The organism is Achromobacter sp. D7-1 (assembly GCF_059760445.1).
Genome location: NZ_JCBAMT010000033.1, coordinates 37786 through 62230 on the forward strand (window position 1 = coordinate 37786; position 24445 = coordinate 62230).

26 protein-coding genes are annotated in these 24445 nt (G+C 67.7%); 12 read left to right on the forward strand and 14 right to left on the reverse strand.

Translation table 11 applies throughout. From position 1 onward, the window contains the following. Positions 1-28 precede the first annotated feature (28 nt). The 6 genes from AC6LKD_RS16010 to AC6LKD_RS16035 form a co-directional block, all read right to left on the reverse strand. The gene (locus AC6LKD_RS16010; RefSeq protein ID WP_498116764.1) at positions 29-1135 is read right to left on the reverse strand and encodes a glycosyltransferase family 4 protein; all 1107 of its coding nucleotides are present in this window, start codon (positions 1133-1135) and stop codon (positions 29-31) included. Positions 1136-1213: 78 nt separating this feature from the next. After that, the gene (locus AC6LKD_RS16015) at positions 1214-1450 is read right to left on the reverse strand and encodes a DUF1289 domain-containing protein (RefSeq protein WP_013396815.1); all 237 of its coding nucleotides are present in this window, start codon (positions 1448-1450) and stop codon (positions 1214-1216) included. Between the two features lie 119 nt (positions 1451-1569). Then, a complete protein-coding gene (locus tag AC6LKD_RS16020; protein WP_498116765.1) occupies positions 1570-2457 on the reverse strand; it encodes an alpha/beta fold hydrolase in 888 nt (295 codons plus the stop codon). Continuing rightward, complete coding sequence (gene leuD, locus AC6LKD_RS16025) at positions 2454-3101, reverse strand: 3-isopropylmalate dehydratase small subunit (RefSeq protein ID WP_013396817.1); 648 nt, start codon at positions 3099-3101, stop codon at positions 2454-2456. The genes AC6LKD_RS16020 and leuD overlap by 4 nt, the downstream gene beginning before the upstream one ends. Beyond that, a complete protein-coding gene (leuC, locus tag AC6LKD_RS16030) occupies positions 3098-4519 on the reverse strand; it encodes a 3-isopropylmalate dehydratase large subunit (RefSeq protein WP_498116766.1) in 1422 nt (473 codons plus the stop codon). The genes leuD and leuC overlap by 4 nt, the downstream gene beginning before the upstream one ends. 36 nt (positions 4520-4555) lie before the next feature. After that, positions 4556-5533, reverse strand: coding sequence for a tripartite tricarboxylate transporter substrate binding protein (locus AC6LKD_RS16035; protein WP_498116767.1), 978 nt, complete (start codon positions 5531-5533; stop codon positions 4556-4558). 126 nt (positions 5534-5659) lie between these two features. On the opposite strand from AC6LKD_RS16035, the gene AC6LKD_RS16040 reads away from it, so the two are divergent. Beyond that, a complete protein-coding gene (locus tag AC6LKD_RS16040) occupies positions 5660-6583 on the forward strand; it encodes a LysR family transcriptional regulator (RefSeq protein WP_013396820.1) in 924 nt (307 codons plus the stop codon). Positions 6584-6626: 43 nt separating this feature from the next. On the opposite strand, the gene AC6LKD_RS16045 is transcribed toward AC6LKD_RS16040, so the two are convergent. Continuing rightward, a complete protein-coding gene (locus AC6LKD_RS16045) occupies positions 6627-7631 on the reverse strand; it encodes an Lrp/AsnC family transcriptional regulator (protein WP_207472660.1) in 1005 nt (334 codons plus the stop codon). Positions 7632-7712: 81 nt separating this feature from the next. On the opposite strand from AC6LKD_RS16045, the gene AC6LKD_RS16050 reads away from it, so the two are divergent. Beyond that, positions 7713-9029, forward strand: a complete 1317-nt coding sequence (locus tag AC6LKD_RS16050) for an MFS transporter (protein WP_013396822.1) — start codon at positions 7713-7715, stop codon at positions 9027-9029. An 81-nt stretch (positions 9030-9110) separates the two neighbouring features. Further along, positions 9111-10538, forward strand: coding sequence for an amidase (locus AC6LKD_RS16055; protein ID WP_498116768.1), 1428 nt, complete (start codon positions 9111-9113; stop codon positions 10536-10538). A gap of 61 nt (positions 10539-10599) precedes the next feature. On the opposite strand, the gene metK is transcribed toward AC6LKD_RS16055, so the two are convergent. Next, a complete protein-coding gene (metK, locus tag AC6LKD_RS16060) occupies positions 10600-11763 on the reverse strand; it encodes a methionine adenosyltransferase (protein ID WP_013396824.1) in 1164 nt (387 codons plus the stop codon). A 277-nt stretch (positions 11764-12040) separates the two neighbouring features. On the opposite strand from metK, the gene AC6LKD_RS16065 reads away from it, so the two are divergent. The 5 genes from AC6LKD_RS16065 to xerC are packed head-to-tail and all read left to right on the forward strand — an operon-like array spanning position 12041 to position 16473. Continuing rightward, positions 12041-12907 carry a lysophospholipid acyltransferase family protein gene (locus tag AC6LKD_RS16065; protein WP_498116769.1) on the forward strand — a complete coding sequence of 289 codons (867 nt, stop codon included), beginning with the start codon at positions 12041-12043 and terminating at the stop codon, positions 12905-12907. Positions 12908-12943: 36 nt separating this feature from the next. After that, positions 12944-13834 (forward strand): lysophospholipid acyltransferase family protein, encoded by an 891-nt coding sequence (locus AC6LKD_RS16070; protein ID WP_498116770.1) that lies wholly within the window; start codon positions 12944-12946, stop codon positions 13832-13834. A 30-nt stretch (positions 13835-13864) separates the two neighbouring features. Further along, positions 13865-14776 (forward strand): diaminopimelate epimerase, encoded by a 912-nt coding sequence (gene dapF / locus AC6LKD_RS16075; RefSeq protein ID WP_498116771.1) that lies wholly within the window; start codon positions 13865-13867, stop codon positions 14774-14776. A gap of 3 nt (positions 14777-14779) precedes the next feature. Continuing rightward, a complete protein-coding gene (locus AC6LKD_RS16080) occupies positions 14780-15457 on the forward strand; it encodes a DUF484 family protein (RefSeq protein WP_498116772.1) in 678 nt (225 codons plus the stop codon). 20 nt (positions 15458-15477) lie between these two features. Continuing rightward, positions 15478-16473, forward strand: coding sequence for a tyrosine recombinase XerC (xerC, locus tag AC6LKD_RS16085; RefSeq protein WP_498116773.1), 996 nt, complete (start codon positions 15478-15480; stop codon positions 16471-16473). A 57-nt stretch (positions 16474-16530) separates the two neighbouring features. Here xerC and AC6LKD_RS16090 read toward each other — a convergent pair whose 3' ends face one another. Genes AC6LKD_RS16090 through AC6LKD_RS16115 form a run of 6 tightly spaced genes read right to left on the reverse strand, consistent with a single transcriptional unit; the run spans position 16531 to position 21012 of the window. Next, positions 16531-17604: a nickel/cobalt transporter gene (locus tag AC6LKD_RS16090; protein ID WP_498116774.1), complete on the reverse strand. Its 1074-nt coding sequence runs from the start codon at positions 17602-17604 to the stop codon at positions 16531-16533. Beyond that, complete coding sequence (locus AC6LKD_RS16095) at positions 17595-18278, reverse strand: DUF1007 family protein (RefSeq protein WP_492273916.1); 684 nt, start codon at positions 18276-18278, stop codon at positions 17595-17597. The genes AC6LKD_RS16090 and AC6LKD_RS16095 overlap by 10 nt, the downstream gene beginning before the upstream one ends. Next, positions 18239-19240, reverse strand: coding sequence for a metal ABC transporter substrate-binding protein (locus AC6LKD_RS16100; protein WP_498116775.1), 1002 nt, complete (start codon positions 19238-19240; stop codon positions 18239-18241). Before AC6LKD_RS16100 ends, AC6LKD_RS16095 begins: the two co-directional genes overlap by 40 nt. A gap of 22 nt (positions 19241-19262) precedes the next feature. Then, a complete protein-coding gene (locus AC6LKD_RS16105; protein WP_013396833.1) occupies positions 19263-20129 on the reverse strand; it encodes a metal ABC transporter permease in 867 nt (288 codons plus the stop codon). Continuing rightward, a complete protein-coding gene (locus tag AC6LKD_RS16110; protein ID WP_498116776.1) occupies positions 20126-20845 on the reverse strand; it encodes a metal ABC transporter ATP-binding protein in 720 nt (239 codons plus the stop codon). Before AC6LKD_RS16110 ends, AC6LKD_RS16105 begins: the two co-directional genes overlap by 4 nt. Further along, entirely contained in the window at positions 20842-21012 is a 171-nt protein-coding gene (locus AC6LKD_RS16115) for a hypothetical protein (RefSeq protein WP_492273914.1), read from the reverse strand. Before AC6LKD_RS16115 ends, AC6LKD_RS16110 begins: the two co-directional genes overlap by 4 nt. Before the next feature lie 164 nt (positions 21013-21176). Between AC6LKD_RS16115 and AC6LKD_RS16120 the strand changes: the two genes are divergently transcribed. The 4 genes from AC6LKD_RS16120 to hslV all read left to right on the forward strand — a co-directional run. Beyond that, entirely contained in the window at positions 21177-21683 is a 507-nt protein-coding gene (locus AC6LKD_RS16120; RefSeq protein WP_013396835.1) for a Fur family transcriptional regulator, read from the forward strand. Positions 21684-22071: 388 nt separating this feature from the next. After that, positions 22072-23190 carry a CobW family GTP-binding protein gene (locus AC6LKD_RS16125; protein ID WP_498116777.1) on the forward strand — a complete coding sequence of 373 codons (1119 nt, stop codon included), beginning with the start codon at positions 22072-22074 and terminating at the stop codon, positions 23188-23190. Positions 23191-23316: 126 nt separating this feature from the next. Further along, a complete protein-coding gene (dksA, locus tag AC6LKD_RS16130) occupies positions 23317-23781 on the forward strand; it encodes an RNA polymerase-binding protein DksA (RefSeq protein ID WP_006389752.1) in 465 nt (154 codons plus the stop codon). Positions 23782-23930: 149 nt separating this feature from the next. Next, a partial coding sequence (gene hslV / locus AC6LKD_RS16135; protein ID WP_498116778.1) for an ATP-dependent protease subunit HslV occupies positions 23931-24445 on the forward strand: 515 nt, incomplete at its 3' end.

Genomic DNA, 24445 nt, shown 5'->3' on the forward strand with positions numbered 1-24445 from the left:
ATTGTACCCGGGAACCGTGCGCCAGGGATCAAACCCCTGGCTCCCTGGCGGGCATTTCGCCGCCGGGCCGCCTCGCCAGCGCGGCCCCTTCGGGCACGCACGATACCTCCGCGTGTTCCACGCCACGGGCGCTCCCGTCCAGGGGCACCAGTGCAGCCAGCAGGGTCGAGGCAACCGAGTCCCAGCTGCGCGTCAGCGCGTGTTCACGCACCGCGTGCCGGTCCAGCGACAAGGCCGCGCGGCAGGCGTGGGCCAGGTCCTCGTCCAGGAATCCGGTGACGCCCTGGGCCACCACCGCCAACGGCGCCTCGCTGCGAAAGGCGGCCACCGGCGTGCCGCAGGCCATGGCCTCCAGCATGACCAGGCCGAAGGTGTCCGTCAGGCTGGGAAACACGAAGACGTCGGCGGATCCATAAAGCGCTGGCAGCGCTTCGTCATGCCGCATGCCCAGGAAGACAGCGCCGGGAAAACGCTTCTTCAACCGCGCCTCATCCGGCCCCGCGCCCACCACCACCTTGCTGCCGGGCAGATCCAGCGACAGGAAGGCGTCCAGGTTCTTTTCCCGCGCCACGCGGCCCACGCTCAGGAATACGGGACGGGACAGATCGGGGAAGGCCTGGTCGGCGCCCGGCTGGAACTTGCGCGGGTCCACGCCGCGCGACCAGATCTGCAAGTTCGCCAGGCCGCGCCGCGCCAGCACGTCTCGCACCGTGGGGGTGGGCACCAGCACCCGCTGCGAGGGCCGGTGGAACCAGCGCAGATAGCGCCACGGCAAGGCAGCAGGAATGCCCATGCGCGCCTGCAAGTAGTCGGGGAACATAGTGTGGAACGAAGTCGTAAAACGCCAACCCCGCGCCAGCGCCATGCGGCGCGCCGCCAGGCCCAGCGGACCTTCGGTGGCGATGTGCAGGGCGTCGGGCACGATATCGCCCAGGATGCGGCGCAATTGGCGGCCGGGCTGCAGACACAGCCGCAGGTCCGGCTCGGAGGGCGCCGGCACGGTGCGGCTGCCTTGCGGGTTCACCACGATCAGCTCGTGGCCCCATTCGCCGAGGATCTGCTGCATGGTCGTCCAGGTGCGGACGACGCCATTGACTTGCGGATGCCAGGCATCCGTGACCAGGACGATGCGCATGATGGAGCCGGAAGTGGGCAATAGCGCGATTTAGCCCGCGCCATATGACATGCCCAAGACGGCCTGCGCGGCCGGGTGCTAGTTGTTGCGGCGGGGATACCCTTGCGCCGTGATGCGCACCCAGACTTCGCGCTTTTCCTCTTCCGTCATGAAGACCCAGTTGGCGACTTCCATGGCCGTGCGGCCGCAGCCGCGGCAGATGTCGTCAAACAAGGTGGAGCAGACCGCCACGCAGGGGGAATCCGTGGCTTTGAAGGCGCGTTGCGCGTCTTCGGGCTCGGGAATTTTGGAGAGGTCGACGTGGTGCTGATTCATTGGGCCTAGGTTAACACCCGGAGTGCGTCCCCTTTTAGAAGGCCCTATGTCCTGCCCGGACTTCAACATCTGTCGGCGCCCGCAGTGCTAAGCGCCGGCAACCAGGCTCGCAGAGCGCGTCAGCGCCAGCCGAAAAACTCCGCCGCCTGCGCCAGCAGGGCGTCCGGGCACTCTTCGGCCAGATAGTGCGCGCCCGGCAGCGGACCGCCGGACACGTCCTCCGCCACCGCCCGCCACAGCGCCAGCACGTCGAAATTCCGGCCTACCGTGCCGCGCTCGCCCCACAGCACCCACAAGGGCATGCTCAGGCGCTCGCCAGCGTCCCGGCCGGCCCGGTCATGCTCCAGGTCCAGCGTGGCGGAGGCGCGGTAGTCCTCGCAGAGGCCGGTGGCCCAGCCCGGCAGGCGCGCGGCGCGCTCGTACTCGGCCATGGCCTCGGCGGAAAAGTGCGCCAGCCCGCCGGGCCGGCCGCCCATCACGGAACGCAGGTAGAACACCGGGTCGCGCTCGATCATGGTTTCGGGCAGGGGTGCAGGCTGGATCAGCCAGAACCAGTGGAAATAGGCCTGGGCGAAGGCGCGCGTGGTGCCTTCGTACATGTCCAGCGTGGGCGCGATGTCCAGCAGCACCATGCGGCTGACGGCGGCGGGATGATCCAGCGCCAGCCGGTGCGCCACCCGCGCGCCGCGATCGTGCGCCAGCACCTCGAAGCGCTCGTGACCCAAGGCGCGCATCAACCCGATCATGTCGGCCGCCATCGCGCGCTTGGAATGCGCCGAATGGTCCGCGGACGCAGCAGGTTTGTCGCTGTCTCCGTAGCCGCGCAGGTCTGCCGCCACGCAAGTGCGGTGGCGGGTCAGCTCCGGCCAGACGCGGTGCCAGATGGCGTGGGTCTGGGGATGTCCATGCAGCAACAGCAGCGGCGGGCCCGAACCGTCGACACGCGCGGCGATCTCTATGCCATTGGCGGCGATGCGGCGTACGGGCAGGTCAAAAAATGCGGTCATACGGCCTCTCGGTCCAGGCGGTCGCGCACGCGGCGCGCCAAGTCTTTCATCCAGGGATGCCGCGCCCAATGGCGGGCCTCGAAACGTTCTACCTCGTCCAGCTGCTGCAATGATGCGCCCACCATGTCCTGCCCCTGGACGTACATGCGGCGATGCCGCTCGGGCAGCGTGAACGCCGCCGTCCAGCCGTCCGCCGCGACGACGCGCCCGGCCGCCACGTCGATGCCGAGACGGTTGGTATCCGCATTGGACACCCGCGCGAGCAAGGCGTCGATCTCGGCCGGCGCCAGGCTGATCAGCAACAGGCCATTGTTGACCGCATTGAAGTAGAAGATCTCGCCGAAGCTGGGCGCGATCACGGCGCGGATGCCGAATTGCTGCAGGCCCCACACTGCATGCTCGCGGCTGGAACCGCAGCCGAAGTTCGGCCCCGCCACCACGATGGACGCGCCGGCATAGGCAGGCTGGTTCAGCACGCAATCGGGCCTGGGCGCGCCGCTGGCGTCAAAGCGCAGGTCATGCAGCAAGCCCCGGTCCAGCCCCGCCTTGTCGATGATGCGCAGGAACTGCTTGGGCATGATCTGGTCGGTGTCCAGATTGGAAAAAGGCAGCGGCGCGGCGACGCCGGCTATGGTTGCGGTCATGCGTGTTGCTCCCAGGCGCGAATGTCGACGATGCGGCCGGCCAGCGCGGCGGCGGCGGCCATGGCCGGACTCATCAGGTGCGTGCGGCCCGCGCGCCCCTGCCGGCCTTCGAAATTACGGTTGGTGGTGGAGGCGCAGCGCTCGCCAGGGCTGAGCACGTCGTCGTTCATGGCCAGGCACATGGAACAGCCGGGCTGGCGCCATTCGAAGCCGGCCTCGATCAATTGCGCGGCGATGCCCTCGGCTTCGGCCTGCGCGCGCACCGCGCCCGATCCGGGCACCACCATGGCCCGCACCCCCGCGGCCACCTTGCGGCCGCGCACCACGGCTGCTGCCGCGCGCAGATCCTCGATGCGTCCGTTGGTGCAGGAGCCGATGAACACGCGGTCTATTGGCAGGCCGGCTATCGGCGTGCCCGGGGTCAGGCCGATGTAGTCCATGGCTTTTTCCAGCGCCAGGCGCGCCAGCGCGTCGGGCTCGGCCTGCGGGTCCGGCACCACGCCGTCCACCGGCATGGCCTGGTCCGGGCTGGTGCCCCAGGTGACGAAGGGCGCGATCGCGCCGGCGTCCAGCGCGTGCTCCACGTCGAACACTGCGTCCTCGTCCGAGCGTAGCGTGGCCCAATAGGCGCGGGCCTGGGCCAGCGTCTCGCCTTGCAGTTCGGGCGCGTGCGCGGCGACGTAGGCCTCAGTGGTGGCGTCCGGCGCGATCAGCGCGGCGCGAGCGCCCGCCTCCACCGTCATGTTGCACAAGGTCATGCGAGCCTCGGCGGACAGCGCGGCTATCGCCTCGCCACAGAACTCCACCGCGTGGCCGCGCGCGCCCTGCGCGCCGATGCGGTGCACGATGCAGATCACCAGGTCCTTGGCGGTGACGCCGGCCGGCAGCGCGCCGTCGACGCGGATGCGCATGTTGCGCGCCACGCGGTACGCCAGCGTCTGCGTGGCCAGCACGTGTTCGACTTCGGACGTGCCGATGCCGAAACCCAGCGCGCCCAACGCGCCGTAGGTGGTGGTGTGGCTGTCGCCGCACAGCACCACCATGCCCGGCAGGATCATGCCGTGCTCGGGCGCGATCACATGTTCGATACCTTGCAGCGGGTCGGTGGTGTCGAACAACGCAATGCCCTGTTCGTCGCAATTGCGCTTGAGGTTGAGCGCCTGGCGCGACGAGGCATCGTCGGCGATCACGCGCAGCGCCGACGGCACCGGATGCGTGGGAATGATGTGGTCCACCACCGCCATCTGCTGCCCGGGACGCAGCACACCGCGGCCGCGCGCGGCCAGGCCGCTGAAGGCCTGCGGGCTGGTGTACTCGTTCATGATGTGCAGGTCGACGTAGAGCAGGATGTGCTCCGCGTCGATCCGGGCCACCTCATGGCTGGCCACCAGTTTGTCGTACAGCGTCATGCCGGGCATGTCTTGCGTCCTTCGTAGTTGGGTCTTGCGGCCCGATCAGTTGGCCTGGATGCCGGCGTCCTTGACGATGCCGGCCCAGCGCGTCATCTCGGCGGCCACCATGGCGTCGGTCTTGGCGGGCGAGGAAATCAGCGGATCGAAGCCTTCGCGGCCCATGCGTTGCGCCAGCTCCGGCGAACGCAAAGCCTGTTCCAGCTTGGCGTTCAAGGTATCGATCACGGCTTGCGGCGTACCCGCGGGCGCGCTGATGACGAACCAGGTGTTGAACTCGTAGCCGGGCAGGCCGGATTCAGCGATGGTGGGCACGTCGGGCAAGAGCGGCGAACGCGTGGTACCGGTCACGCCCAGCGCCTTGAGCTTCTTGCCGTCGACCTGCGGCTTGGCTGCGGACAGCACGGGAAAGCTCATCTGCACCTGGCCGCTGATGGTGTCCACCATGGCGGGGCCGCCGCCCTTGTACGGCACATGCAGGATCTGCGTCTTCGAGACCGACTTGAACAGTTCCGCGGCCATGTGGAAGGTGCTGCCGGTGCCCGCCGAACCGAAGCTCAGGTCGTTGGCGGGCCGCTCGCGCACATAGGCCAGCAGTTCGCTCACGTTGGCCACCGGCAGCGTGTTGGTCACCGTCAGCACGTGCTGCGAGGTCCCTATGGTGCCAACCGAACGCAGGTCCTTCTGCGTATCGAAGGGCATGCTCTGGAACAGCGCCGGGTTGATGGCCAGCGACATGGTGTTGACGGCCAGCGTGTAGCCGTTGGGCTCGGCGCGCGCCACCGCGGCCATGCCGATATTGCCGGAGGCGCCGGCGCGGTTCTCCACCACCACGCTCTGCCCCAACGCACGGCCCCAGGCGTCGGAGATCAGGCGCGCGGCGATGTCCACGCTGCCACCGGGCGCGAATGGCACGATGAGCGTCACGGCGCGCTGGGGAAAGGCGTCGGCGGCGGCCGGCGGGGTCCAACAGGATGCGGCGATGGCCGCGCACAAGGCGCCGGCCGCTATGTTGATCTTCATTCCTGGTCTCCTCGTTTGGCCGCGCCAGGCGGCTCTGTAGTGGTGAGCCCAGTGTATAAGCCGGTCCCGTTCTTATAATTAATGATCCGAATAAAGCTTTATTAAATTCAGTTTATAAATAAGCCCATGGACGCCCTCTCCGACCTTGCCTTCTTTTCGCTGGTGGTCAAGCACGGCAATCTGTCCGCCGCCGCCCGCGAACTGGGCCTGACTCCGCCCGCGGTCAGCACGCGCCTGGCCAAGCTGGAACAGCGCCTGGGCGTGCGGCTGCTGAACCGCACCACCCGCCGGGTCAGCGTCACGCAGGAAGGCGAGCTTTATCTGGCCGAAGGCGGCCGCATCCTGACGGACCTGGAAGCGCTGGAACGTTCCGTGTCGAGCGCCCGCGCCCGGCCCCAAGGGCTGCTGCGGCTGAACGCGACCTTCGGCTTCGGCCGCGCCCACATCGTGCCCGCCGTGTCGGACTTCGCTCGCCAGTACCCGGAAGTGGAGGTGCAGATGCGCCTGACCGACAGGCCGCTGAACCTGATCGAGGAAGGCTTCGACGTGGCGGTGCGCTTTGGCGACCTGCCCGACGCGCGCCTGACCGCGCGCAAGATCGCCTCCAACCGCCGGCTGCTATGCGCCTCGCCGCGCTACCTGGAAACGCATGGCGAACCGCGCGCGCCGGGCGACCTGCAACGCCATCGCTGCATCGTGGTGCGCGAGAACGACGTGGCCTATGGCACCTGGCGCCTGGAATCCGGCCTGCGCGCAGAGACCGTGAAGGTGCGCGGGCCGCTCAGTTCCAATGACGGCCAGAGCGCCCTGGAATGGGCGCTGGACGGTCACGGCATCGTGATGCGCTCGGAATGGGAAACCGCGGACCATCTGCGCGCCGGCCGCTTGCGCGTGGTGCTGGCCGACTGGCGCACGCCGCCCGCCGACATCCACGCGCTCTACCCCGAACGCCTGAACCTGCCCGCCAAGACCATCGCGTTCGTGGAGTTCCTGTCGCAGCGCTTCGCCCGGCATCTGCGGGCACCGGGTTCGGACGCCGCGGTCTGGTGAACAGGCGCTCGCGTCCTGTCCCGCGGCGGCCCTGACGCAGCCGTCAGGCGCCCGCCCCCAGCCGCGCGCCGGCGCGCACGATGCCGCAGCGCTTGTGCGCCCGCATCACCACGCCGACTTCGCTGTTGAGCACGCCGTCCAGCTCGCCCAGGCGGCGCGTCACCACATCCCACAGATGCAGGCTGTCGCGGCACAGCACGTGCCAGAACAGCTGCGACGCGCCGCTGGTGCCGAACAGGCAACGGGTGTTGGGATCCAGCGCCAGGTGCGCGGCCAGCGCGTCCACGGCTTGCGGGCGCACCTGCACGGAAATCACCGCCTCCACCGGGAAGCCAACCAGCGCCGGCTCCACTTCCACGCGGAAGCTCAGCGCGCGGCGCTCCACCATGTTGTGCAGCAGGCGCTGCGCGGTGGGCTCGCTGACGCCGGCATGCTCGGCCAATTCCGCCAGGCTGGCGCGGCCATCGCGCATCAGGTAGGCCACCATGCGCTGTTCAGCGTCGGTCAGGGCCGCGGGCGGCTGCGACAGCGTGGGCTCGGCTGCGGCGCCATCCGCCTGGGCCTGGATGCGCCACTGGCCGGCGCGCCGGAACGGCCGCAGCACCAGCCGCGCTTCCACGTGCTCCACCCCATCGATGGACGGCAGCACGCGCGTCACCACGTCCGGCATGTCGGCGGCGTCCGCCAGGGTCAGCTCGGCCATCAGGTCGGCCGAGCCGGCCAGCGTGACCACCAGTTGGCTGATGTCCAGCCGCGCCAGCTGGTCCGCCACCTCCGGCACGCGGCCCGAACGGCAGCGCACCCAGGCATGCAGCACCACGCCGCGGCCGGTGGCCAGCGGATCGGGTTCGGCGATGACACGCAAGGCGTCGGCATCCATCAACCGCTTGAGGCGGCGCGCGACGGTGCGCTCGGCGATGCCGGTCGCCGCGCCCAGCTCGCGCCAGGACGCGCGCGGGTCCGCCTGCAGCGCGATCAGGCAGGCGAGATCGGTGTCGTCCAGCCCCGGAGCTAGGGGCTTACCCTTACTTGACGTGTCCATATTCATTAAATTAACGTTCGCGCATTGATAAAAACAGAAAATTAAATGGTCTTTTTGACCAAAAATAAATTCTTATTTGAGGTTTTCATGAGCAGCACATCAGCGCCCCTGCGCAAGCCGCAGGGGGCAGCCGCCTCGGCCGGCCCCGCGCCCGTCTCCCGCGCGCGCACCATTCTGGCCGGTAGTGTAGGCAATGCGGTCGAATGGTTCGACTGGACCATCTACGCGTCCTTCGCCATTTTCTTTTCCAGCCAGTTCTTCCCCGAAGGCAACGAAACCACGGCCCTGCTGGCCACATTCGGCATTTTCGCCGTGGGCTTCTTCATGCGTCCGGTGGGCGGCTGGCTGCTGGGCATTTTCTCCGACCGCTACGGCCGCAAGGCCGCGCTGGGCCTGACCATCCTGATGATGGCCGGCGGCTCGCTGATCATCGCCGTCACTCCCACCTATGCCGCCATCGGCCTGGCCGCTCCGCTGCTGCTGACCGCCGCGCGCCTGCTGCAAGGCCTGTCGCTGGGCGGGGAGTATGCCTCGGCCACGACCTTCCTGGCGGAAATGGCGCCGCCCAACAAGCGCGGCTTCTATTCCAGCTTCGTGTTCTTCAGCGCCGCCGTGGGCATCCTGGCCGCGTCCGCCATCGGCTGGGTGCTGACCTCGACCTTGACCAAGGCCGAGATGGCCGCCTGGGGCTGGCGCATTCCGTTCTTCCTGGGCGCGCTGGGCGGCCTGGCCGGCATGTGGATCCGCCGCTCGATCCCGGAAACCGAGGCGTTCTCGCACGCCAAGAAGGCCGGCGTCGAAAAGCAGCCGCTGCGCACCTTGCTGCGCGACCATCCGCGCGAAGTGCTGCGCATCGTGGGCTTTTCCATCCTGACCACGTTCGCGTTCTACATCTTCGTGGCCTATGTGCCCACCTACGCCATCCGCCAGGTGCACGCCGACCCGAAGACCGCGTTCGCCGCCAACACCGTCGCGCTGATCGTGTTCATGCTGGTGCAGCCGCTGTTCGGCATCCTGTCCGACCGCATCGGCCGCAAGCCGCAGTTGATCTTCTTCGCCGCCGGCTACCTGGTGTTCTTCTATCCGCTGATGACCACGCTGGGCCCCTCGTTCGGTTCGATCCTGGCGGTGGAACTGTTCGGCCTGGTGCTGTACGCCATGTACACCTCGATCGCGCCGGCCATCATGTCCGAGCAGTTCCCCACCAGCGTGCGCGCCGTCGGTATCGGCACGCCGTACAACCTGGTCGTGGCGCTGCTGGGCGGCACCACGCCCTATCTGCTGACCTGGCTGCAAAGCAAGGGCATGGAGCGCTGGTTCTTCTACTACGTGCTGGCGGGCGCCGTGATCACGCTGATTACTTTCATCCGCATGCCAGAAACCAAGGGCCAGAGCCTGAAGTAAGCCAATAAAGAACAAGCGTCACGCACTAGCGCTTTCCGGTTCCCGCAGGACCGGAAAGCTTTTTCTTTTCCGATGAGACCCATGCCAGCACAAGACACCGCCCTGCACTTCCAAGACGCCCAGGCCCTGGCCGGCGCCATCCGTCGGCGCGAACTGAGTTCGCGTCAGGTCACCACCCACTTCCTGGACCGCATCGAGCGCGCTCCCGCGCTCGCCGCCTATAGCGAAGTCACGGCCGAGCGCGCGCTGGCCCAGGCCGAGGCCGCCGACCGCCTGCTCGCGGCGGGCATGCTGCTGGGTCCCTTGCATGGCGTGCCGGTGGCGGTGAAGGACAGCGTGCAATGGGAGGGTGTGAGCGTCTGCCTAGGGTCACTCGCCCTGCAGGGGCGCATCAGCGACGCCACGGCAGCCCCGCTGCAAAAGCTGGCCGCGCAGGGCATGGTGGTGCTGGGCAAAACACGCATGACCGAGTTCGCCTTTGGACTGTCGGGCCAGAACCCCACGCAAGGCACGGCGCGCAACCCTTGGGACGCGCAGACGGCGCGCGCGCCGGGCGGCTCGTCCAGCGGCGCGGGCGTGGCCGTGGCCGCAGGCCTGGCGCCACTGGCGCTGGGCGGCGACACCGGCGGCTCGGTGCGCGCGCCGGCGGCGCTGAACGGCCTGGTCGGCTTCAAGCCGTCCACCGGCGTGATCAGCCGCGACGGCTGTCTGCCGCTGTCTGACACCCTGGACGTGCTGGGTCCGATCACGCGCAATGTGGCCGACGCCCGCCTGCTGACGAAACTGCTGGCCGGCCCCGACATCGGCGACCCGGCCACGCTGGACTTTCCGGCAAGCGCCATCGCGGCCTTGCGCCAGCCTGCCGCGCGGGGCCCGGGCCCGGTAGCGGTGCTGGCCCCCGAAGCCTGGCCCGCCCCCTTGGCAGACGCCGGCCTGCGGGCCTGGCGCGAGGCCCAGGAAAACCTGGCGCAGGCCGGCTACACGCCTACTCCCTGGCATCCGCCCGCGGCCCTGTCGTTCGCCCGCATGGCCGACGACAACTCCGTGGTGCTGGCGTACGAGGCCTACCGCTATTACGGCGCGCTGGCAGAAGACCCGGCCACGCCGCTGTGGGAAGTGGTGCGCAAGCGCATCGCGTCCGGCGGCCGCATCACGCAGGCCGACTACGAAGCCGCACTGCAACGCCGCGCCGCCGACATGGCCGCGTTCGCGCAGGCCATGCAGGGCCTGGACGCCCTGCTGATGCCCGCCTGCGACCAGGCCGCGCAAGCGCTGGACGCTGACGACACACGTCACGCCGGCCTGGGCAAGCTGCTGCGTCCCGCCAACTTCCTGGGCGCGGCCGCCATCTCGCTGCCGGCGGGCTTTGATACCGAGGGCATGCCCATGGCGGTGCAACTGCTGGCGCCCGCGGGCGGCGACGCCGCACTGCTGGACTGCGCTGCCGCGCTGGAGCCGGTGCTGGACCCGGCGCCGCGCCGGCCCAACCTGTCGACCTGGGGCCTGTAAACCCCGCACGCAAGAAAAAGCCCCCGCAGTGCGGGGGCTGTGCTTACAGAATCAGAAAGGCTTACACGGCCTTCTTCAGATCCTGCACCTTGTCCGTGGCTTCCCACGAGAATTCCGGCTCGGAGCGGCCGAAGTGACCATAGGCGGCGGTCTTGGCATAGATCGGGCGCAGCAGATCCAGCATGTTGACGATGCCCTTCGGACGCAGGTCGAAGTGCTCGCGCACCAGCTTGGCGATCTGGTCGTCAGGAATGACGCCGGTGCCTTCCGTGTAGACCGTGATGTTGATGGGCTCGGCCACGCCGATGGCGTAGCTGACCTGCACCTGGCACTGGCGCGCCAAGCCAGCGGCCACGATGTTCTTGGCCACGTAGCGGGCGGCGTAGGCAGCCGAACGGTCGACCTTGGACGGATCCTTGCCCGAGAACGCGCCGCCGCCGTGCGGGCAAGCGCCACCGTAGGTGTCGACGATGATCTTGCGGCCGGTCAGGCCGCAATCGCCTTGCGGACCGCCGATGACGAAGCGGCCAGTCGGGTTGACCAGGAACTTCGTCTGCGGCGTGATCAGGCCTTCGGGGAAGCTGGGCTTGATGATGTCTTCGATCACCGCTTCGCGGATGGTCTCTTGCGAGACTTCCGGCGCGTGCTGGGTCGACAGCACCACCGTGTCGACTTCCGCCGGGCGGCCGTCGATGTAGCGGAACGTCACTTGCGACTTGGCGTCGGGACGCAGCCACGGCAGGCGGCCGTCCTTGCGCAGCTCGCTCTGGCGCTGCACCAGGCGGTGCGCGTACCAGATCGGGGCGGGCATCAGGTCAGGCGTTTCGTCGCAGGCATAGCCAAACATCAGGCCTTGGTCGCCCGCGCCCTGGTTCAGGTAGTCCTCGGAGCTGCGGTCCACGCCCTGGGCGATGTCCGGCGACTGCTTGTCGTAGGCGACCAGCACCGCGCAGCCCTTGTAGTCGATACCGTATTCGGTATTGTCGTAGCCGATGCGGCGGATCGTATCGCGCGCGACCTGGATATAGTCGACGTTGGCGGTGGTGGTGATCTCGCCGGCCAGCACTACCAGGCCGGTGTTGCAGAGCGTCTCGGCTGCGACGCGCGCATTCGGGTCCTGCGTGAAGATCGCGTCCAGAATCGAGTCGGATATCTGGTCGGCAACCTTGTCGGGATGCCCTTCGGAGACGGATTCGGAAGTAAAGAGAAAGTCGTTATTGGCCACAGATGCGTCCTTGGTAACCGGCTTGGCCGGCGCATAGGTTCACGAGGCGCGTTGCACCCCTGACCGCATGACATACGCAAATCTGGGCGCGACGCTTTAGCGGATTTGGCAAATGGCGCGCAAAGCGCTACACCCTTGCCGTCGCTCCGCAAGTTGTCGGTTAACTCGGCGACTGCGCTATTTTAAGCGAAAATGCGGTTCTGCCGCCAAAGCCAGGGGTCTAAACATATTCCCCCGGCCCCAGGCGCACTTCCCGCCCGTCTCACTTTCCTGCCGCATGCTGCTCTTCCTGTTCAGATTATTCGCCGCCCTGCCCCTGTCCGTCGCGCACGCCGCGGGGCGCCTCGCCGGGCGCGCGATCTACGCCTGGCCGGGCAAATACCGGCAGCGCCTGCAAGCCAACGCGGTCCAGGCCGGCTACCCCGACCCGGCCTTCGCGCGCCGCGCGGCGGGCGAAATCGGCGCCATGATCCTGGAAAGCCCGCGCGTCTGGTTCCGCAATGAACAAAGCCTGGCCCAGGTGATCTCGGACGACAACGACGTGGTCAGCGCGGCCCGCGCGGAAAACCGCGGCATTCTGTTCCTGACGCCGCACCTGGGCTGCTTCGAGATCACGGCCCGTTACCTGGCCCGCCAGATGCCCATGACGGTCATGTTCCGGCCGCCGCGCAAGGACATCCTGGCGCCGCTGCTGGAAACCGCTCGCAACACTTCGGCCGTCAATGCCGTGCCGGCCAATATGCAGGGGGTGCGCGAGTTCGTGCGCGCCCTGCGCCGTGGCGAATCCGTGGGCATGCTGCCCGACCAGGCGCCCAGCGTGGGCGACGGCGTCTGGGCCCCGTTCTTCGGGCGCATGGCCTACACCATGACGCTGCCGGGCAAGCTGGCCACGCAGACGAACGTACCCATCATCCTGACCGCGGGCGAACGGCTGCCGGGAGGCCGGGGCTGGCGCATCCATTACGTGCGCGTGCCCGAGCCGCTGCCGGCCGACGCGGAAGCGCAGGCCGCACTGCTCAACGCCGCCATGGAAACGCTGATCCGCCGCTGCCCGGAGCAATACCTCTGGAGCTACAACCGCTACAAGACGCCGCGCGGCGCACCGCCGGCACCTGCCGCCGACACTGCATCCCCAGTCAACTGAAGCATCGCGCCCCGTCCGCTCCACTTTCCTTACCCTATGACTAATTTCAAAACGCGCGCGCTGGTATCCCTGTTGAAATGGTTCGCCCGCATCAAGCCATCGACGCGGCTGCGCGTCGGCGCGGGCCTGGGCTGGCTGGCGCCACGGCTGGTCAAATCGCGCGCGCGCATCGTGCGCCGCAATCTTGAGCTGTGCTTTCCCGAGCAGCCCGAACAGGTCCGCGAACAGTGGGTCGCAGACCACTTCCGCGCGCTGGCGCAATCCATCGTCGACCGCGGCGTGCTCTGGTACGGCACGCCCGAGGCTGTCAGGGAGATGGTGACGCTCAGCGGCGTGGACGAAGTCAACGAGCTGATCGCCCAAGGCCGGTCGGTGATCCTGCTGGCGCCCCATTTCATCGCCATGGACGCGGGCGGCACCCGGCTGACGATGGATATCCCCAGCGCCGCCACCATGTATACCCCGCAAAGCGACCCCAACATCGACGCCGTCATGGCCGCCGGACGGGCTCGTTTCAATGAGGCTTACCTGGTCAGCCGCAAGGACGGCGTGCGTGAACTGATCCGCCATCTGCGCGCGCCCCGCCCTGTCTATTACCTGCCCGATATGGATTTCGGCCGCCAGGGCTCGGTATTCGTGCCCTTCTTCGGCATCCAGGCGGCCACTCTGCTGGCAACCGCCCAACTGGCCAAGAAATGGGATGCGGCGGTACTGCCGGTCCTGGGCTTCTGGAATCCGGATACCGGCCGCTATCACATCGAAGTTCTGCCCCAGCTGGCCGACTTTCCGGGAACTGATTCGCTGGAAGATGCCACCGCCCGCCTGAACCGCGAGCTGGAATCCTGGGTCCGCCGCTGCCCCAGCCAGTACTACTGGGTCCACCGGCGCTTCAAGACGCGTCCGCCGGGCGAGCCCAAACTCTACTGAGTCCGCGGTCCGCGCCGCTCGCGCCCCAATATGGGCGATAATCCGGTGATGAACTGGAACTTCACCAAAATGCATGGCGCGGGCAATGATTTCGTCGTGCTCGACGGGGTCCGCCAGACCATCGACATGACGCCCGAGCGCGCCCGCGCCTTGGGCGACCGGCATTTCGGCATCGGCGCCGACCAGATCCTCCTGGTCGAGCGCGCGACGCGGCCCGACGCCGATTTCCGCTATCGCATTTTCAATTCCGACGGCAGCGAAGTTGAGCACTGCGGCAACGGCGCGCGCTGCTTCGTGCGCTTCGTGCATGAGCAAGGCCTGTCCGACCGCAACCCGCTGCGCGCCGAGATCGCCACCGGCATTCTGCTGCTGGACCAGGGCGACGACGAGCAAGTCACCGTCGACATGGGCAGCACGCGCTTCGAACCCGCCGCCCTGCCTTTCGACACCGCCGGCCTGGCCTCGCGCGTCGAAGGACAGGACACGCTGTGGGAACTGGAGCTGGACGCGCCCGCCGGCCTGCCGCGCACGGTCGCGCTGTCCGCCGTGGCCATTTCCAACCCGCACGCCGTGCAGGTCGTGGACGACGTCGACACCGCGCCCGTAGCCATCCTCGGGCCGTTGATCGAAACCCATCCGCGCTTCCCGCGCCGCGTCAACGCCGGCTTCATGCAGATCGTGGACCGCAACAACATCCGCCTGCGCGTGTTCGAACGCGGCGCCGGCGAAACGCTGGCCTGCGGCACCGGCGCCTGCGCCGCCGTCGCGGCCGGCATCCGCCGCGGCCTGCTGGACTCGCCGGTGCGCGTGCAAGCGCGCGGCGGCGTGCTGACCGTCGCCTGGAACGGCGAGCAACTGCGCATGACGGGCCCTGCCGAGTCCGTCTTCACGGGGCAGGTCGACATCGACAAGCTCGTCTTCTCCATGGGACTGAACCGATAAGCCATGACTGATACCGCTATTACCGCCCAGGACATCGCTGCTTTCCTGCAAGACAATCCTGGGTTCTTCGACGATCACGCAGATGTCTTCGCCACGCTGCAGGTGCCGCATCCGCACGGCTCGCGCGCCATTTCGCTGGGCGAACGCCAGATCCTGACCCTGCGCGAGCGCAACCGCGAACTCGAATGGCGCCTGAACGAGTTGGTGCGCAACGCCAGCGCCAATGAAAGCATCGGCACGCACGTGGCCAAATGGTGCTGCCGCCTGCTGTCCGAATGCGATCCGCAGCATGTGCCGGGCGAAATCGCCCTGGGGCTGGCCGAACAATTCGAACTGAACCACGTGGCGCTGCGCCTGTGGGATCTGTCCGAATTGCCCGCCACCGGCTACGGCGAGCCCGTCACCCAGGACGTGCGCACCTTTACCGACAGCCTGAAGACGCCCTACTGCGGCACCGACACCGAATTCGAAGCGGCAGGCTGGCTGGACGCCAAGCCCAAGTCGCTGGCGCTGGTGCCGCTGCGCCTGGAAGCGGACGGCCCTGCCGTCGGCCTGCTGGTGCTGGGCTCGGACGACGCCGAACGCTTCACGCCCGAAATGGGCACGACCTTCCTGGAATCCATCAGCCAGCTGGCTTCGGCGGCGCTGCATCGCCTGAATCCGGCCTCACCCAAGGCCTAGCGGCGACACGGGCGGACGCCATGCCGAAAACCACGCAAGCGCAGGACACGGCCCCGCCCGAAACTCCCCTGCCGGACGCGATGAGCGCCTGGCTGCGCCATCTGGAAACCAACCGGCGCTATTCGCCCCATACGCTGGACGGCTACCGCCGCGAACTGCATTTCCTGCGCGAGCTTGCCGACCACGCCAAGCTGCCGCTGGGCAAGATCGGCAACGGCCACATCCGCCAGTTCGTGGCGCGCCTGCATGCCCAGGGGCGCGGGCCGCGTAGTCTGGCGCGCACCTTGGCGGCCTGGCGCGGCTTCTATCAATGGTGGGCCCCGGCCATCGAACTTGCAGGCAATCCCGTGGCGGGCGTGCGCGCCCCCAAGGCGCCGCGCGGCCTGCCCAAGGCCTTGTCGGTGGAACAGACCCAAGCCCTGCTGGACCGCGCGCCCGCGCAAGTCGCGACCGAACCCGCCGCGCTGCGCGATCAGGCCATGCTCGAACTGCTCTATTCCAGCGGTCTGCGGCTGTCGGAGCTGGTGGGGTTGGACCTGCGCTACGAACGTTCCGGCAACTATGAATCGCGCGGCTGGCTGAGCCTGGAAGAGGCCGAGGTCATCGTGCTGGGCAAGGGCGGCAAGCGCCGCTCGGTGCCCGTGGGCCAGGCCGCCCTGGAGGCCCTGCGCAAATGGATCGCGGTGCGCCCGCAGCTCACGCCCTTCACCGCGCAGCCCGAGGACGCGGCCGCGCTGTTCCTGGGCGCACGCGGACGCCGCATCTCGCCGCGCGTGGTGCAGCTACAGCTGGCGCGCATCGCGCAACAGGCCGGCGTGCCCACGCATGTGCATCCGCACGTGCTGCGCCACAGCTTCGCCAGCCATGTGCTGCAGTCCGCACAGGACCTGCGCGCCGTGCAGGAAATGCTGGGCCACGCCAACATCTCCACCACCCAGATCTACACGCGGCTGGATTTCCAGCATCTGGCCCGCGCCTACGACCAGGCGCATCCTCGCGCCGGGCGTAAATCCTGAACGTCTCGGGTCCGCTTCGTCAGACGTGAGCGGCGCCGCACGCTCATAGCGCTGGCCTTAACCGCCTCCGGCGATCACACCGCCCAGCAGCATCACACCCAGCAACAGCACCGCCAAAGCAGCCAACGCTTCCACGCCGTAACGCAGGCGCGCCGCGCCCGCGCCGGACAGCCGGCTGCCGATACGCGTGGCCGCGCCGCCGGCCGCGACCGCCAGACAGGCCAGCGCCGCCACCGTCAACCCGGTGCCCAGGCCCATCGCCAGGGCCGAGGCCACGCCGGCCAGGAAGAAGCCCTGCGCCAGGGCGAACACCAGCACGATCAGCGCGCCGCTGCAGGGGCGCAGGCCCACGGCCAGGATCGCCGTTCCCGCGCGGCGCCAGTTCAGCGGACCTGACACCTGTTCGGGCGCGGGCACATGCGCGTGACCGCAGCCGCAATCGTGGTCGTGATGGTGATCGTGGTGGTGATGGACAGGGGCGTGAGTGTGAGCATGCTGCAACACATGCTGCCGGCCCTGCCCGCGACTGCGGGCCTGGCTGTTGTAGTGCTCGTGCTCATGCATGGAACCGCCGGATGCGCGCCACGCGCGGGTCCGCAGCAGCGGACGGATTGCCTTGACCCACACCAGCCATGCCCCCAGCAATGTCACCAGCGCATAGGAGCCTAGCTCCAGCCAGCGCGTCGCGTTGTTCATCGTTGCGGCGGTGGCGTTGAAAATCAACGCCAGCACCGCCACCAGCACAATCGCCACCAGCGCCTGGATCAGCGCGGACGCCAGCGCCAGCAGCGCGCCGTTGCGCGCGGTCTGGCGGTTGGCCAGCACATAGGAAGAGATCACTGCCTTGCCGTGCCCAGGCCCCAGCGCATGGAACACGCCGTAGGCGAACGACAGCCCGATCAAGGCCCAGGCCGCGCCGCCGTCCGCCTGCCAGGCGCGCACCGCGCCCGTCAGCTGCCGGTAGAAATGGCTTTGCCAGGCGGACACCTGGCCGAAGAAACCGGCCAGCCAGCCCGACCCGCCCATGCCCGCGCCGCTCTCAGGCACGCCGAAGGGGTGCGCGCCCTGCGCCGCGACCGCACCGGCTGCGCCCAACAACAGCACGGCCAACAACGCGAGCGCTACTCGCACCGCACTTCGATACGATGCGTCAGCCCCTTGGTGATGGCGAAAAGCTCGTCCGGCAAGGCGTCCGGGTCGGCCGGGATCGCGGCCAGTTGCTGCATGGTTTTCCAATCCAGTTCCTTGGGCTTGCGGTAGGCTGAGGTGCAGGCTTTGGCATCCTGCCCGCCGAGCGAAACCGCGCCGTTTTCATCGAAGGCGTAGGCCACGAAATAGGTGGGATCGTAGATGTCCACCTGCGCGCCGCCGACGCCCGGCGCCACCGGCGTGGCCAGCGGCAAGGTGAAGGACAGCGTCAGCCGCGTCGTCTTCGGATTCCAGTCGACGCGCGCGTCCTGCGGGGCTGCGAAGGCCGCCGTCTTGCCATCCACGGTGACGCGCGTGAAGTAATGCGAGATAGGCTCGCCCAGCGCCTGCATCCAATCCCGCGCCATACCCTGCAGGATCTCGGGCGACAGCGAACCGTCCTTGCCCTTCTTAAGTCCCTGCGTGGCGTAGGCGCCGAACATCTCGTCAAACCGCCAGACTTGCCGCACCGCCGTGATGCGCTGCTGTCCATCGATATCGATTGCCGCGCGGGCATCGATCCACATATGCGGGTGCGCGCTGGCGGCGCCGGCCGCCAGCAGCATTGCTGCCGCGGTCAGGGCTGCATGGCCGCGGCAAGCTGACGTGCGTTCCATTCAAACATTTCCAGGTAGGTGGCGCCGGGCTGTCCGGGCTTGGACAGGGCATCGGAATAAAGCGTACCACCCACCTTGGCGCCGGTTTCGCGGGAAATCTGCTGGACCAGCCGGGGGCTGCTGATGTTCTCCACGAACACCGCCGGCACGCGCTCGCGCTTGACCTGTTCGATGATGCGCGCCACCTCGCCGGCCGCGGGTTCCGCATCCGTGGACACGCCCATGGCGGGGATGAACGCCACGCCGTAGGCATCGCCGAAATAGCCGAAGGCATCGTGCGAGGTCACGATCTTGCGGCGCTCGGCCGGGATCGCGGCAAAAGTCTTGCGGATCTGCGCGTCCAGCGCCTGCAAGCGCGCGGCATAGGTCCGCGCGCGCTGACGATAGGCGTCCGCCCGCGCCGGATCCGCAGCTGCCAGCCCCTCCGCGACGTTGCGCGCATAGATGGCGCCGTTGGCCAGGTTCTGCCATGCATGCGGATCTGCGCCGCCATGCTGGTGGCCATGGCCATGGTCATGGTCGTGGTCGTGGTCGTGGTCGTGGTCGTGGTCGTGGTCGTGGTCGTGGTCGTGGTCGTCATCATCGTGCCCGCCGCCCGCGAACTTGCGCGGCTTCACGCCCTGCGAGGCGACCACGGTGGCGCCGGCAAAACCCGACGCCTTCGCCAGGCGCGGCATCCAAGTCTCGAAGTCCAGGCCGTTGACGAACAGCACGCGTGCCGCGGCCAGCTTCTTGGCGTCGCCCGGCGTCGGCTCGTACTCGTGCGCGTCACCGTCCGGCCCCACCAGCGTAGCGACGCTGACGTCGTCTCCGCCCACTTCCCGCACGATGTCGCCCAGGATGGAAAAGCTGGCGACGACCTTCAACGGCTCGGCGGCCTGCGCGGTTCCGAACCACGCCGACAGGCACAGGCCTGCCATGGCCAGCAGCGCGCGGCGGCGCACCAGGGAATTGAAACGCATGGCGTATCTCCTGTTGGATGAATCAGACCCGGCGCATGCGGCGCCGCGCCGGCAGCAGCCCGCCTTGCGGGCCGCCCACGATGGAAAACAGATAGCAGGCGCCCGCCGCCAGAATGATGGCGGGCGAGGCCGGCACGTTGAAGTGATACGAAATGAGCAGGCCAGCCGTCGAAGCCGCCACGCCCAGGCCCGCGGCCAGCGGAATCTGGCGGGCGGCCGAGCGGACCCAGAAGCGCGCGGCGGCGGCAGGCAGCATCATGATGCCGACCACCATGAGCGTGCCCAGCACCTGAAAGCCCGCCACCAGGTTCACCACCACCAGCACCAGGAAGCCCATATGGACCCAGCCCCCGGCGCCGCCGCTGGCGCGCAGGAAGCCAGGGTCCAGGCATTCGGCCACCAGCAGCCGGTAGATCGCGGCCAGCGCCAGCAAGGTCGCGCTGGCCGTGGCGGTGACCAGCAGCAGCGCCGCGTCGTCCAGCCCCAGCACCGTGCCGAACAGCACATGCAGCAGATCCATGTTGGAGCCGCGCAGCGACACCAGCAGCACGCCCAGCCCAAGCGATATCAGGTAAAACGCCGCGAAGCTGGCGTCTTCGCGCAATGGCGTGAGGCGCGCCACCAACCCCGCCAGCAGGGCCACGGCCAGTCCCGTGGCGATGCCGCCCAGCATCATCGCCCCCAGCGACAGGCCGGCCAGCAGAAAGCCCGCCGCCACCCCGGGCAGGATGGCGTGCGACATGGCGTCGCCCATCAGGCTCATGCGCCGCAGCACCAGGAACACGCCCAGCGGCGCGGCGCCCAGCGACAGGGCGCAGGCGCCGGCCAGCGCGCGCCGCATGAAGCCGTAGTCCAGGAAGGGCGACAGCACCCATTGCGCCAGGCTCATGCGCGGCTCTCCGCGTGCCATTGCCGCGCCCGCTTCAGGTGCGCGTCGTCCAAAGCGTTCTCGGTGTCGCCCCAGGCCACGACCGATCCGGACAGCAACAGGCATTCGGGAAAATGGTCGCGCACCAGATCCAGGTCGTGCAGCACCGCGATCACGGTGCGGCCCTGGCCGTGCAGGCCGCAAAGCAAGGCCATCAGGTCGTCCGCCGTGTGGCTGTCCACCGCGGAGAAGGGTTCGTCCAGCAGCAGCACGGCCGCATCCTGCACCAGCATCCGCGCAAACAGCGCGCGCTGCATCTGTCCGCCCGACAGCGCGTCCACGCCGCGTCCGGCCGCGTCGGCCATGCCCACGGTTTCCAGCGCGTCCATGCAACGGTCCAGCTCCTCGTTCGCATACCGGCGCCATCCGCCCACGCGCCTCCAGGCGCCCATGGCCACCAGGTCCAGCACCGACACCGGAAACGATCGGTCCAGCTCGGCGGCCTGGGGCAGCCAGGCCAATTCCGACCGGCCCGCGCCGCTGATCCGCACGCTGCCAGCCATGGGACGCAGCACGCCCATGATGCCTTTGATCAGGGTGGACTTGCCGGCGCCATTCGGCCCCACCACGGCGGTCATGCCGCCGGCGGCGAAACGCCCCGACACCGATTTGAGCGCGGCATGTCCATGCCAGCCGAAGGAAGCGTCGGCCAGTTCGATCGTGACCGGCGCGTTCATCGCGGCCACCAGTCCAGCGCCCAGCCGGTCAGGGCCCACAGGACGGCGGCCGCGGCCAGGGCGGCGGCCATGCGGCGCCAGGCGGAAACGAGGAAGGCGGAACGCGGCGTGAGGTTTTGCCGGCGCGCGGTTGCGGGCGTCCGGGGCAAAAGCGTGAAATGGGACATGGAAAGAATGCGGAGACAGATAGCGGCTGCGGCCAAGTTTTATTATGTTATATCATAACTAAAAAGCTTGATTCCCCCGCGTTCGCCCGCATCTGGATGTTTTCTGCTACCTTCCAGGCATCTCGCGCGCATCGCGCGCGTTTTCCATAGAGATAAAGTCAGCCATGTCCGCACCGCCCCGCACCCCTCGCAGCGATACCGTCGGCGCCCAGCTCAGCGTCGCCGAAGCGCTGTGCGAGCAGCGCGGGCGCCGCCTTACTCCTATCCGCCGCAAGGTGCTGGAACTGCTGCTGCGCCACGGCCGCAGTCTGAAGGCCTATGAGTTGCTGGACGCGATGCGCGCCGTGCATCCGGGCGCCGCGCCCCCGACCGTGTACCGCGCACTGGACTTCCTGATGGACGAGGGCCTGATCCACCGCCTAGACGCGGTCAACGCCTGGAGCGCCTGCCACGACGCGGGCGGCGCGCCCCATGACCTGCTGGTGGTCTGTACGGGCTGCGGCGCGGTCGCGGAAGTATCCGACCCCGCCATGAGCCGCCAACTGGCCGAACGCGTCGCCCAGACCGGCTATGCCCTGGCCACGCACGAAACCGAAATCCGCGCGCTGTGCCCCCAGTGCCAGCAGAAGCAACCCGCCGCAGATGCCGGCCACGGCCATCACCATCATTAAGAACTAGTGCCGGCGGGCAGCCCGCCCCCGGCTCTCCGCCATCGGGCGCAAGCCTGCGGCGCGGCCCTTCATCCAGATGCGCGCATCGCGCTCTTGAAATCCGGCAAACCGCCCCCAAATAGTGGTATCGCCCGATACTTGAGGGCGTACGGACGCCATCTGGATGGCTACGGCCCCAGGGTTGACCCTGGGTTTGCCCCCTGCCCCCGACTGTGCTGTAATCCTGCGTCCGGCCGCTGCAGGCGGCCCATGCAGCCTGCGGCAAACATCCTCCGGCAAAGACTGGGAAACCCCGTTCAAGCGTCGCAAGACGGCGTTCCAAGACAGGGTTGCGATCCCCGCCGAGAGTTCCTGTTTAACGCCTTGACTTCACGCTAGCAGCTTCGCCATGAACACCCCGCGCAGTTTGGACAAAATGGTTCCCGTCACCATCCTCACCGGCTTTCTCGGTGCGGGCAAGACCACCCTGCTCAAACGCATCCTGACCGAATACCATGGCCGCCGCGTCGCGGTCATCGAAAACGAGTTCGGGCCGGAAAGCATCGACAACGACCTGCTGGTGCAGGACAGCAACGAAGAAATCATCGAACTGTCCAACGGCTGCGTCTGCTGCACGGTGCGCGGCGACCTGATGCGCACCCTGTCCGAGCTGCGCGCCAAGCGCGAAGCCGGCGAACTGAATTTCGAACGCGTCATCCTCGAAACGACCGGCATGGCCAACCCTGGCCCCGTGTGCCAGACGTTCTTCATGGATGACGACATCGCTGAGTACTACCGCCTGGACGCGGTGGTCACGGTGGTCGACGCCAAGCATGGCATGGCCACCCTCGACGCCCAGTCCGAAGCCCAGAAGCAGGTCGGTTTCGCCGACCGCATCCTGATCTCGAAGCGCGACCTGGTCAACGAAGTCGACTACGAAGCGCTGCGCCACCGCCTGGTTCACATGAACCCGCGCGCGCCGATCACGCCGGTCAACTTCGGCGAAGTCGACCTGAAGTCCATCATCGACATCAGCGGCTTCAACCTGAATTCCATTCTGGACATCGACCCGCAATTCCTGGCCGATGAGCACCCCGACGCCGCCCACGACCATGTCCATGACCACGATCATGGACATGACCACGGCCACGATCACGACCATGATCACGAAGGCGACTGCGGGGCGCATTGCAATCATGCCCACCATCATCACCATCACCAGCACGACGACGAAATCGGCGCGTTCGTGTTCCGTTCCAACAAGCCGTTCGATCCCGCGCGCCTTGAGGAATTCCTGGGCGGCGTGGTGCAGGTCTATGGTCCCGACCTGATGCGCTACAAGGGCATCCTGTACATGAAGGGCATCAACCGCCGCATGTTGTTCCAGGGTGTGCACATGATGATGGGCGCCGAACCCGGCAAGCCGTGGACCGCAGCCGAAAAACCGTCCACCAAGATGGTTTTCATCGGCCGTAAGCTGCCCCAGGAGATTTTCACCCGGGGCTTGGAGCAGTGCCTGGCGGGGTAATCCCCCTTCCTGACGTGACGTGATGCGACGAAGGCAGTACTGTGAGGTACGAATAGCGTAGGCAACAAGTAATACGGACCGGGAATGGACGCCCGCGCCAGGATCGATTCATAGTGGAGTGTTTTCATGGCTACCAAGGCAGCAACCAAGAAATCAAGCAAGTCGACGAGCGATACGGCGATTGATCTGCCCAGCGAGAAGGAATTGCTGGCCATGCCCGAGTCCGACTATATGAACGAACGCCAACTGGCGTTCTTCAAGGAACGGCTCAAACAACTCGAGCAGGACATCCTGGCCAACGCCGGCGAAACCACCGAGCACCTGCGTGAAACGCAGTTCGTGCCCGATCCCGCCGACCGCGCCACGATCGAGGAAGAACACGCCCTGGAGCTGCGCACCCGCGACCGCGAGCGCAAGCTGCTGAAGAAGGTGCAACAGTCCATCGCCCGCATCGACAGCGGCGAATACGGCTGGTGTGAGGAAACCGGTGAACCCATCGGCATCCCGCGCCTGCTGGCCCGCCCCACGGCCACCCTATCGCTCGAAGCGCAGGAACGCCGCGAGATGCGCCAGAAGCTCTACGGCGACTGATCCGTCCCGTATTCAGCCCCTACGCTGAAAGGCTATGCTGGTTTCCAGCATGGCCTTTTTTCTTTGGCCGCCCTTCAACGGGGACGCAAGCGTTCTGCCTTGATTTCCCCGCAACCGCCCCCAGCTAATCCCTTCATAGGAAGGAACGCATGGAACAATTTCACGCCACCACCATCGTGTGCGTGCGCCGCGGCAACCGCGTCGCACTGGGCGGCGATGGCCAGGTCACCCTGGGCAACATCGTCATCAAGGGCACCGCCCGCAAGATCCGCCGCCTGTACCACGACAAGATTCTGGCCGGCTTTGCCGGCGCCACCGCCGACGCGTTCACCCTGCAGGAACGCTTCGAGGCCAAGCTGGAAAAGCACCAGGGCAACCTGATGCGCGCCGCGGTCGAACTGACCCGCGACTGGCGCACCGACCGCGTCCTGCGCCGCCTGGAAGCCATGCTGATCGTGGCCGATGCCGAGCACACGCTGGTGCTGACCGGCAACGGCGACGTGCTGGAACCGGAACACGGCCTGGCGGCCATCGGCTCAGGCGGCGCCTACGCCCAGTCGGCCGCGCTGGCGCTGCTGCGCAACACCGAACTTTCGCCCGAGGCCGTCGTCAAGCAATCGCTGGAAATCGCCGGCGACCTCTGCATCTACACCAACCAGAACCA

Excerpts from the sequence above, each read along its gene's own strand:
- AC6LKD_RS16010 (WP_498116764.1), bottom strand. The coding sequence starts at position 1,135 with ATGCGCATCGTCCTGGTCACGGATGCCTGGCATCCGCAAGTCAATGGC.
- AC6LKD_RS16015 (WP_013396815.1), bottom strand. The coding sequence starts at position 1,450 with ATGAATCAGCACCACGTCGACCTCTCCAAAATTCCCGAGCCCGAAGAC.
- AC6LKD_RS16020 (WP_498116765.1), bottom strand. The coding sequence starts at position 2,457 with ATGACCGCATTTTTTGACCTGCCCGTACGCCGCATCGCCGCCAATGGC.
- leuD (WP_013396817.1), bottom strand. The coding sequence starts at position 3,101 with ATGACCGCAACCATAGCCGGCGTCGCCGCGCCGCTGCCTTTTTCCAAT.
- leuC (WP_498116766.1), bottom strand. The coding sequence starts at position 4,519 with ATGCCCGGCATGACGCTGTACGACAAACTGGTGGCCAGCCATGAGGTG.
- AC6LKD_RS16035 (WP_498116767.1), bottom strand. The coding sequence starts at position 5,533 with ATGAAGATCAACATAGCGGCCGGCGCCTTGTGCGCGGCCATCGCCGCA.
- AC6LKD_RS16040 (WP_013396820.1), top strand. The coding sequence starts at position 5,660 with ATGGACGCCCTCTCCGACCTTGCCTTCTTTTCGCTGGTGGTCAAGCAC.
- AC6LKD_RS16045 (WP_207472660.1), bottom strand. The coding sequence starts at position 7,631 with ATGAATATGGACACGTCAAGTAAGGGTAAGCCCCTAGCTCCGGGGCTG.
- AC6LKD_RS16050 (WP_013396822.1), top strand. The coding sequence starts at position 7,713 with ATGAGCAGCACATCAGCGCCCCTGCGCAAGCCGCAGGGGGCAGCCGCC.
- AC6LKD_RS16055 (WP_498116768.1), top strand. The coding sequence starts at position 9,111 with ATGCCAGCACAAGACACCGCCCTGCACTTCCAAGACGCCCAGGCCCTG.
- AC6LKD_RS16065 (WP_498116769.1), top strand. The coding sequence starts at position 12,041 with ATGCTGCTCTTCCTGTTCAGATTATTCGCCGCCCTGCCCCTGTCCGTC.
- AC6LKD_RS16070 (WP_498116770.1), top strand. The coding sequence starts at position 12,944 with ATGACTAATTTCAAAACGCGCGCGCTGGTATCCCTGTTGAAATGGTTC.
- dapF (WP_498116771.1), top strand. The coding sequence starts at position 13,865 with ATGGGCGATAATCCGGTGATGAACTGGAACTTCACCAAAATGCATGGC.
- AC6LKD_RS16080 (WP_498116772.1), top strand. The coding sequence starts at position 14,780 with ATGACTGATACCGCTATTACCGCCCAGGACATCGCTGCTTTCCTGCAA.
- xerC (WP_498116773.1), top strand. The coding sequence starts at position 15,478 with ATGCCGAAAACCACGCAAGCGCAGGACACGGCCCCGCCCGAAACTCCC.
- AC6LKD_RS16095 (WP_492273916.1), bottom strand. The coding sequence starts at position 18,278 with ATGGAACGCACGTCAGCTTGCCGCGGCCATGCAGCCCTGACCGCGGCA.
- AC6LKD_RS16100 (WP_498116775.1), bottom strand. The coding sequence starts at position 19,240 with ATGCGTTTCAATTCCCTGGTGCGCCGCCGCGCGCTGCTGGCCATGGCA.
- AC6LKD_RS16105 (WP_013396833.1), bottom strand. The coding sequence starts at position 20,129 with ATGAGCCTGGCGCAATGGGTGCTGTCGCCCTTCCTGGACTACGGCTTC.
- AC6LKD_RS16110 (WP_498116776.1), bottom strand. The coding sequence starts at position 20,845 with ATGAACGCGCCGGTCACGATCGAACTGGCCGACGCTTCCTTCGGCTGG.
- AC6LKD_RS16115 (WP_492273914.1), bottom strand. The coding sequence starts at position 21,012 with ATGTCCCATTTCACGCTTTTGCCCCGGACGCCCGCAACCGCGCGCCGG.
- AC6LKD_RS16120 (WP_013396835.1), top strand. The coding sequence starts at position 21,177 with ATGTCCGCACCGCCCCGCACCCCTCGCAGCGATACCGTCGGCGCCCAG.
- AC6LKD_RS16125 (WP_498116777.1), top strand. The coding sequence starts at position 22,072 with ATGAACACCCCGCGCAGTTTGGACAAAATGGTTCCCGTCACCATCCTC.
- dksA (WP_006389752.1), top strand. The coding sequence starts at position 23,317 with ATGGCTACCAAGGCAGCAACCAAGAAATCAAGCAAGTCGACGAGCGAT.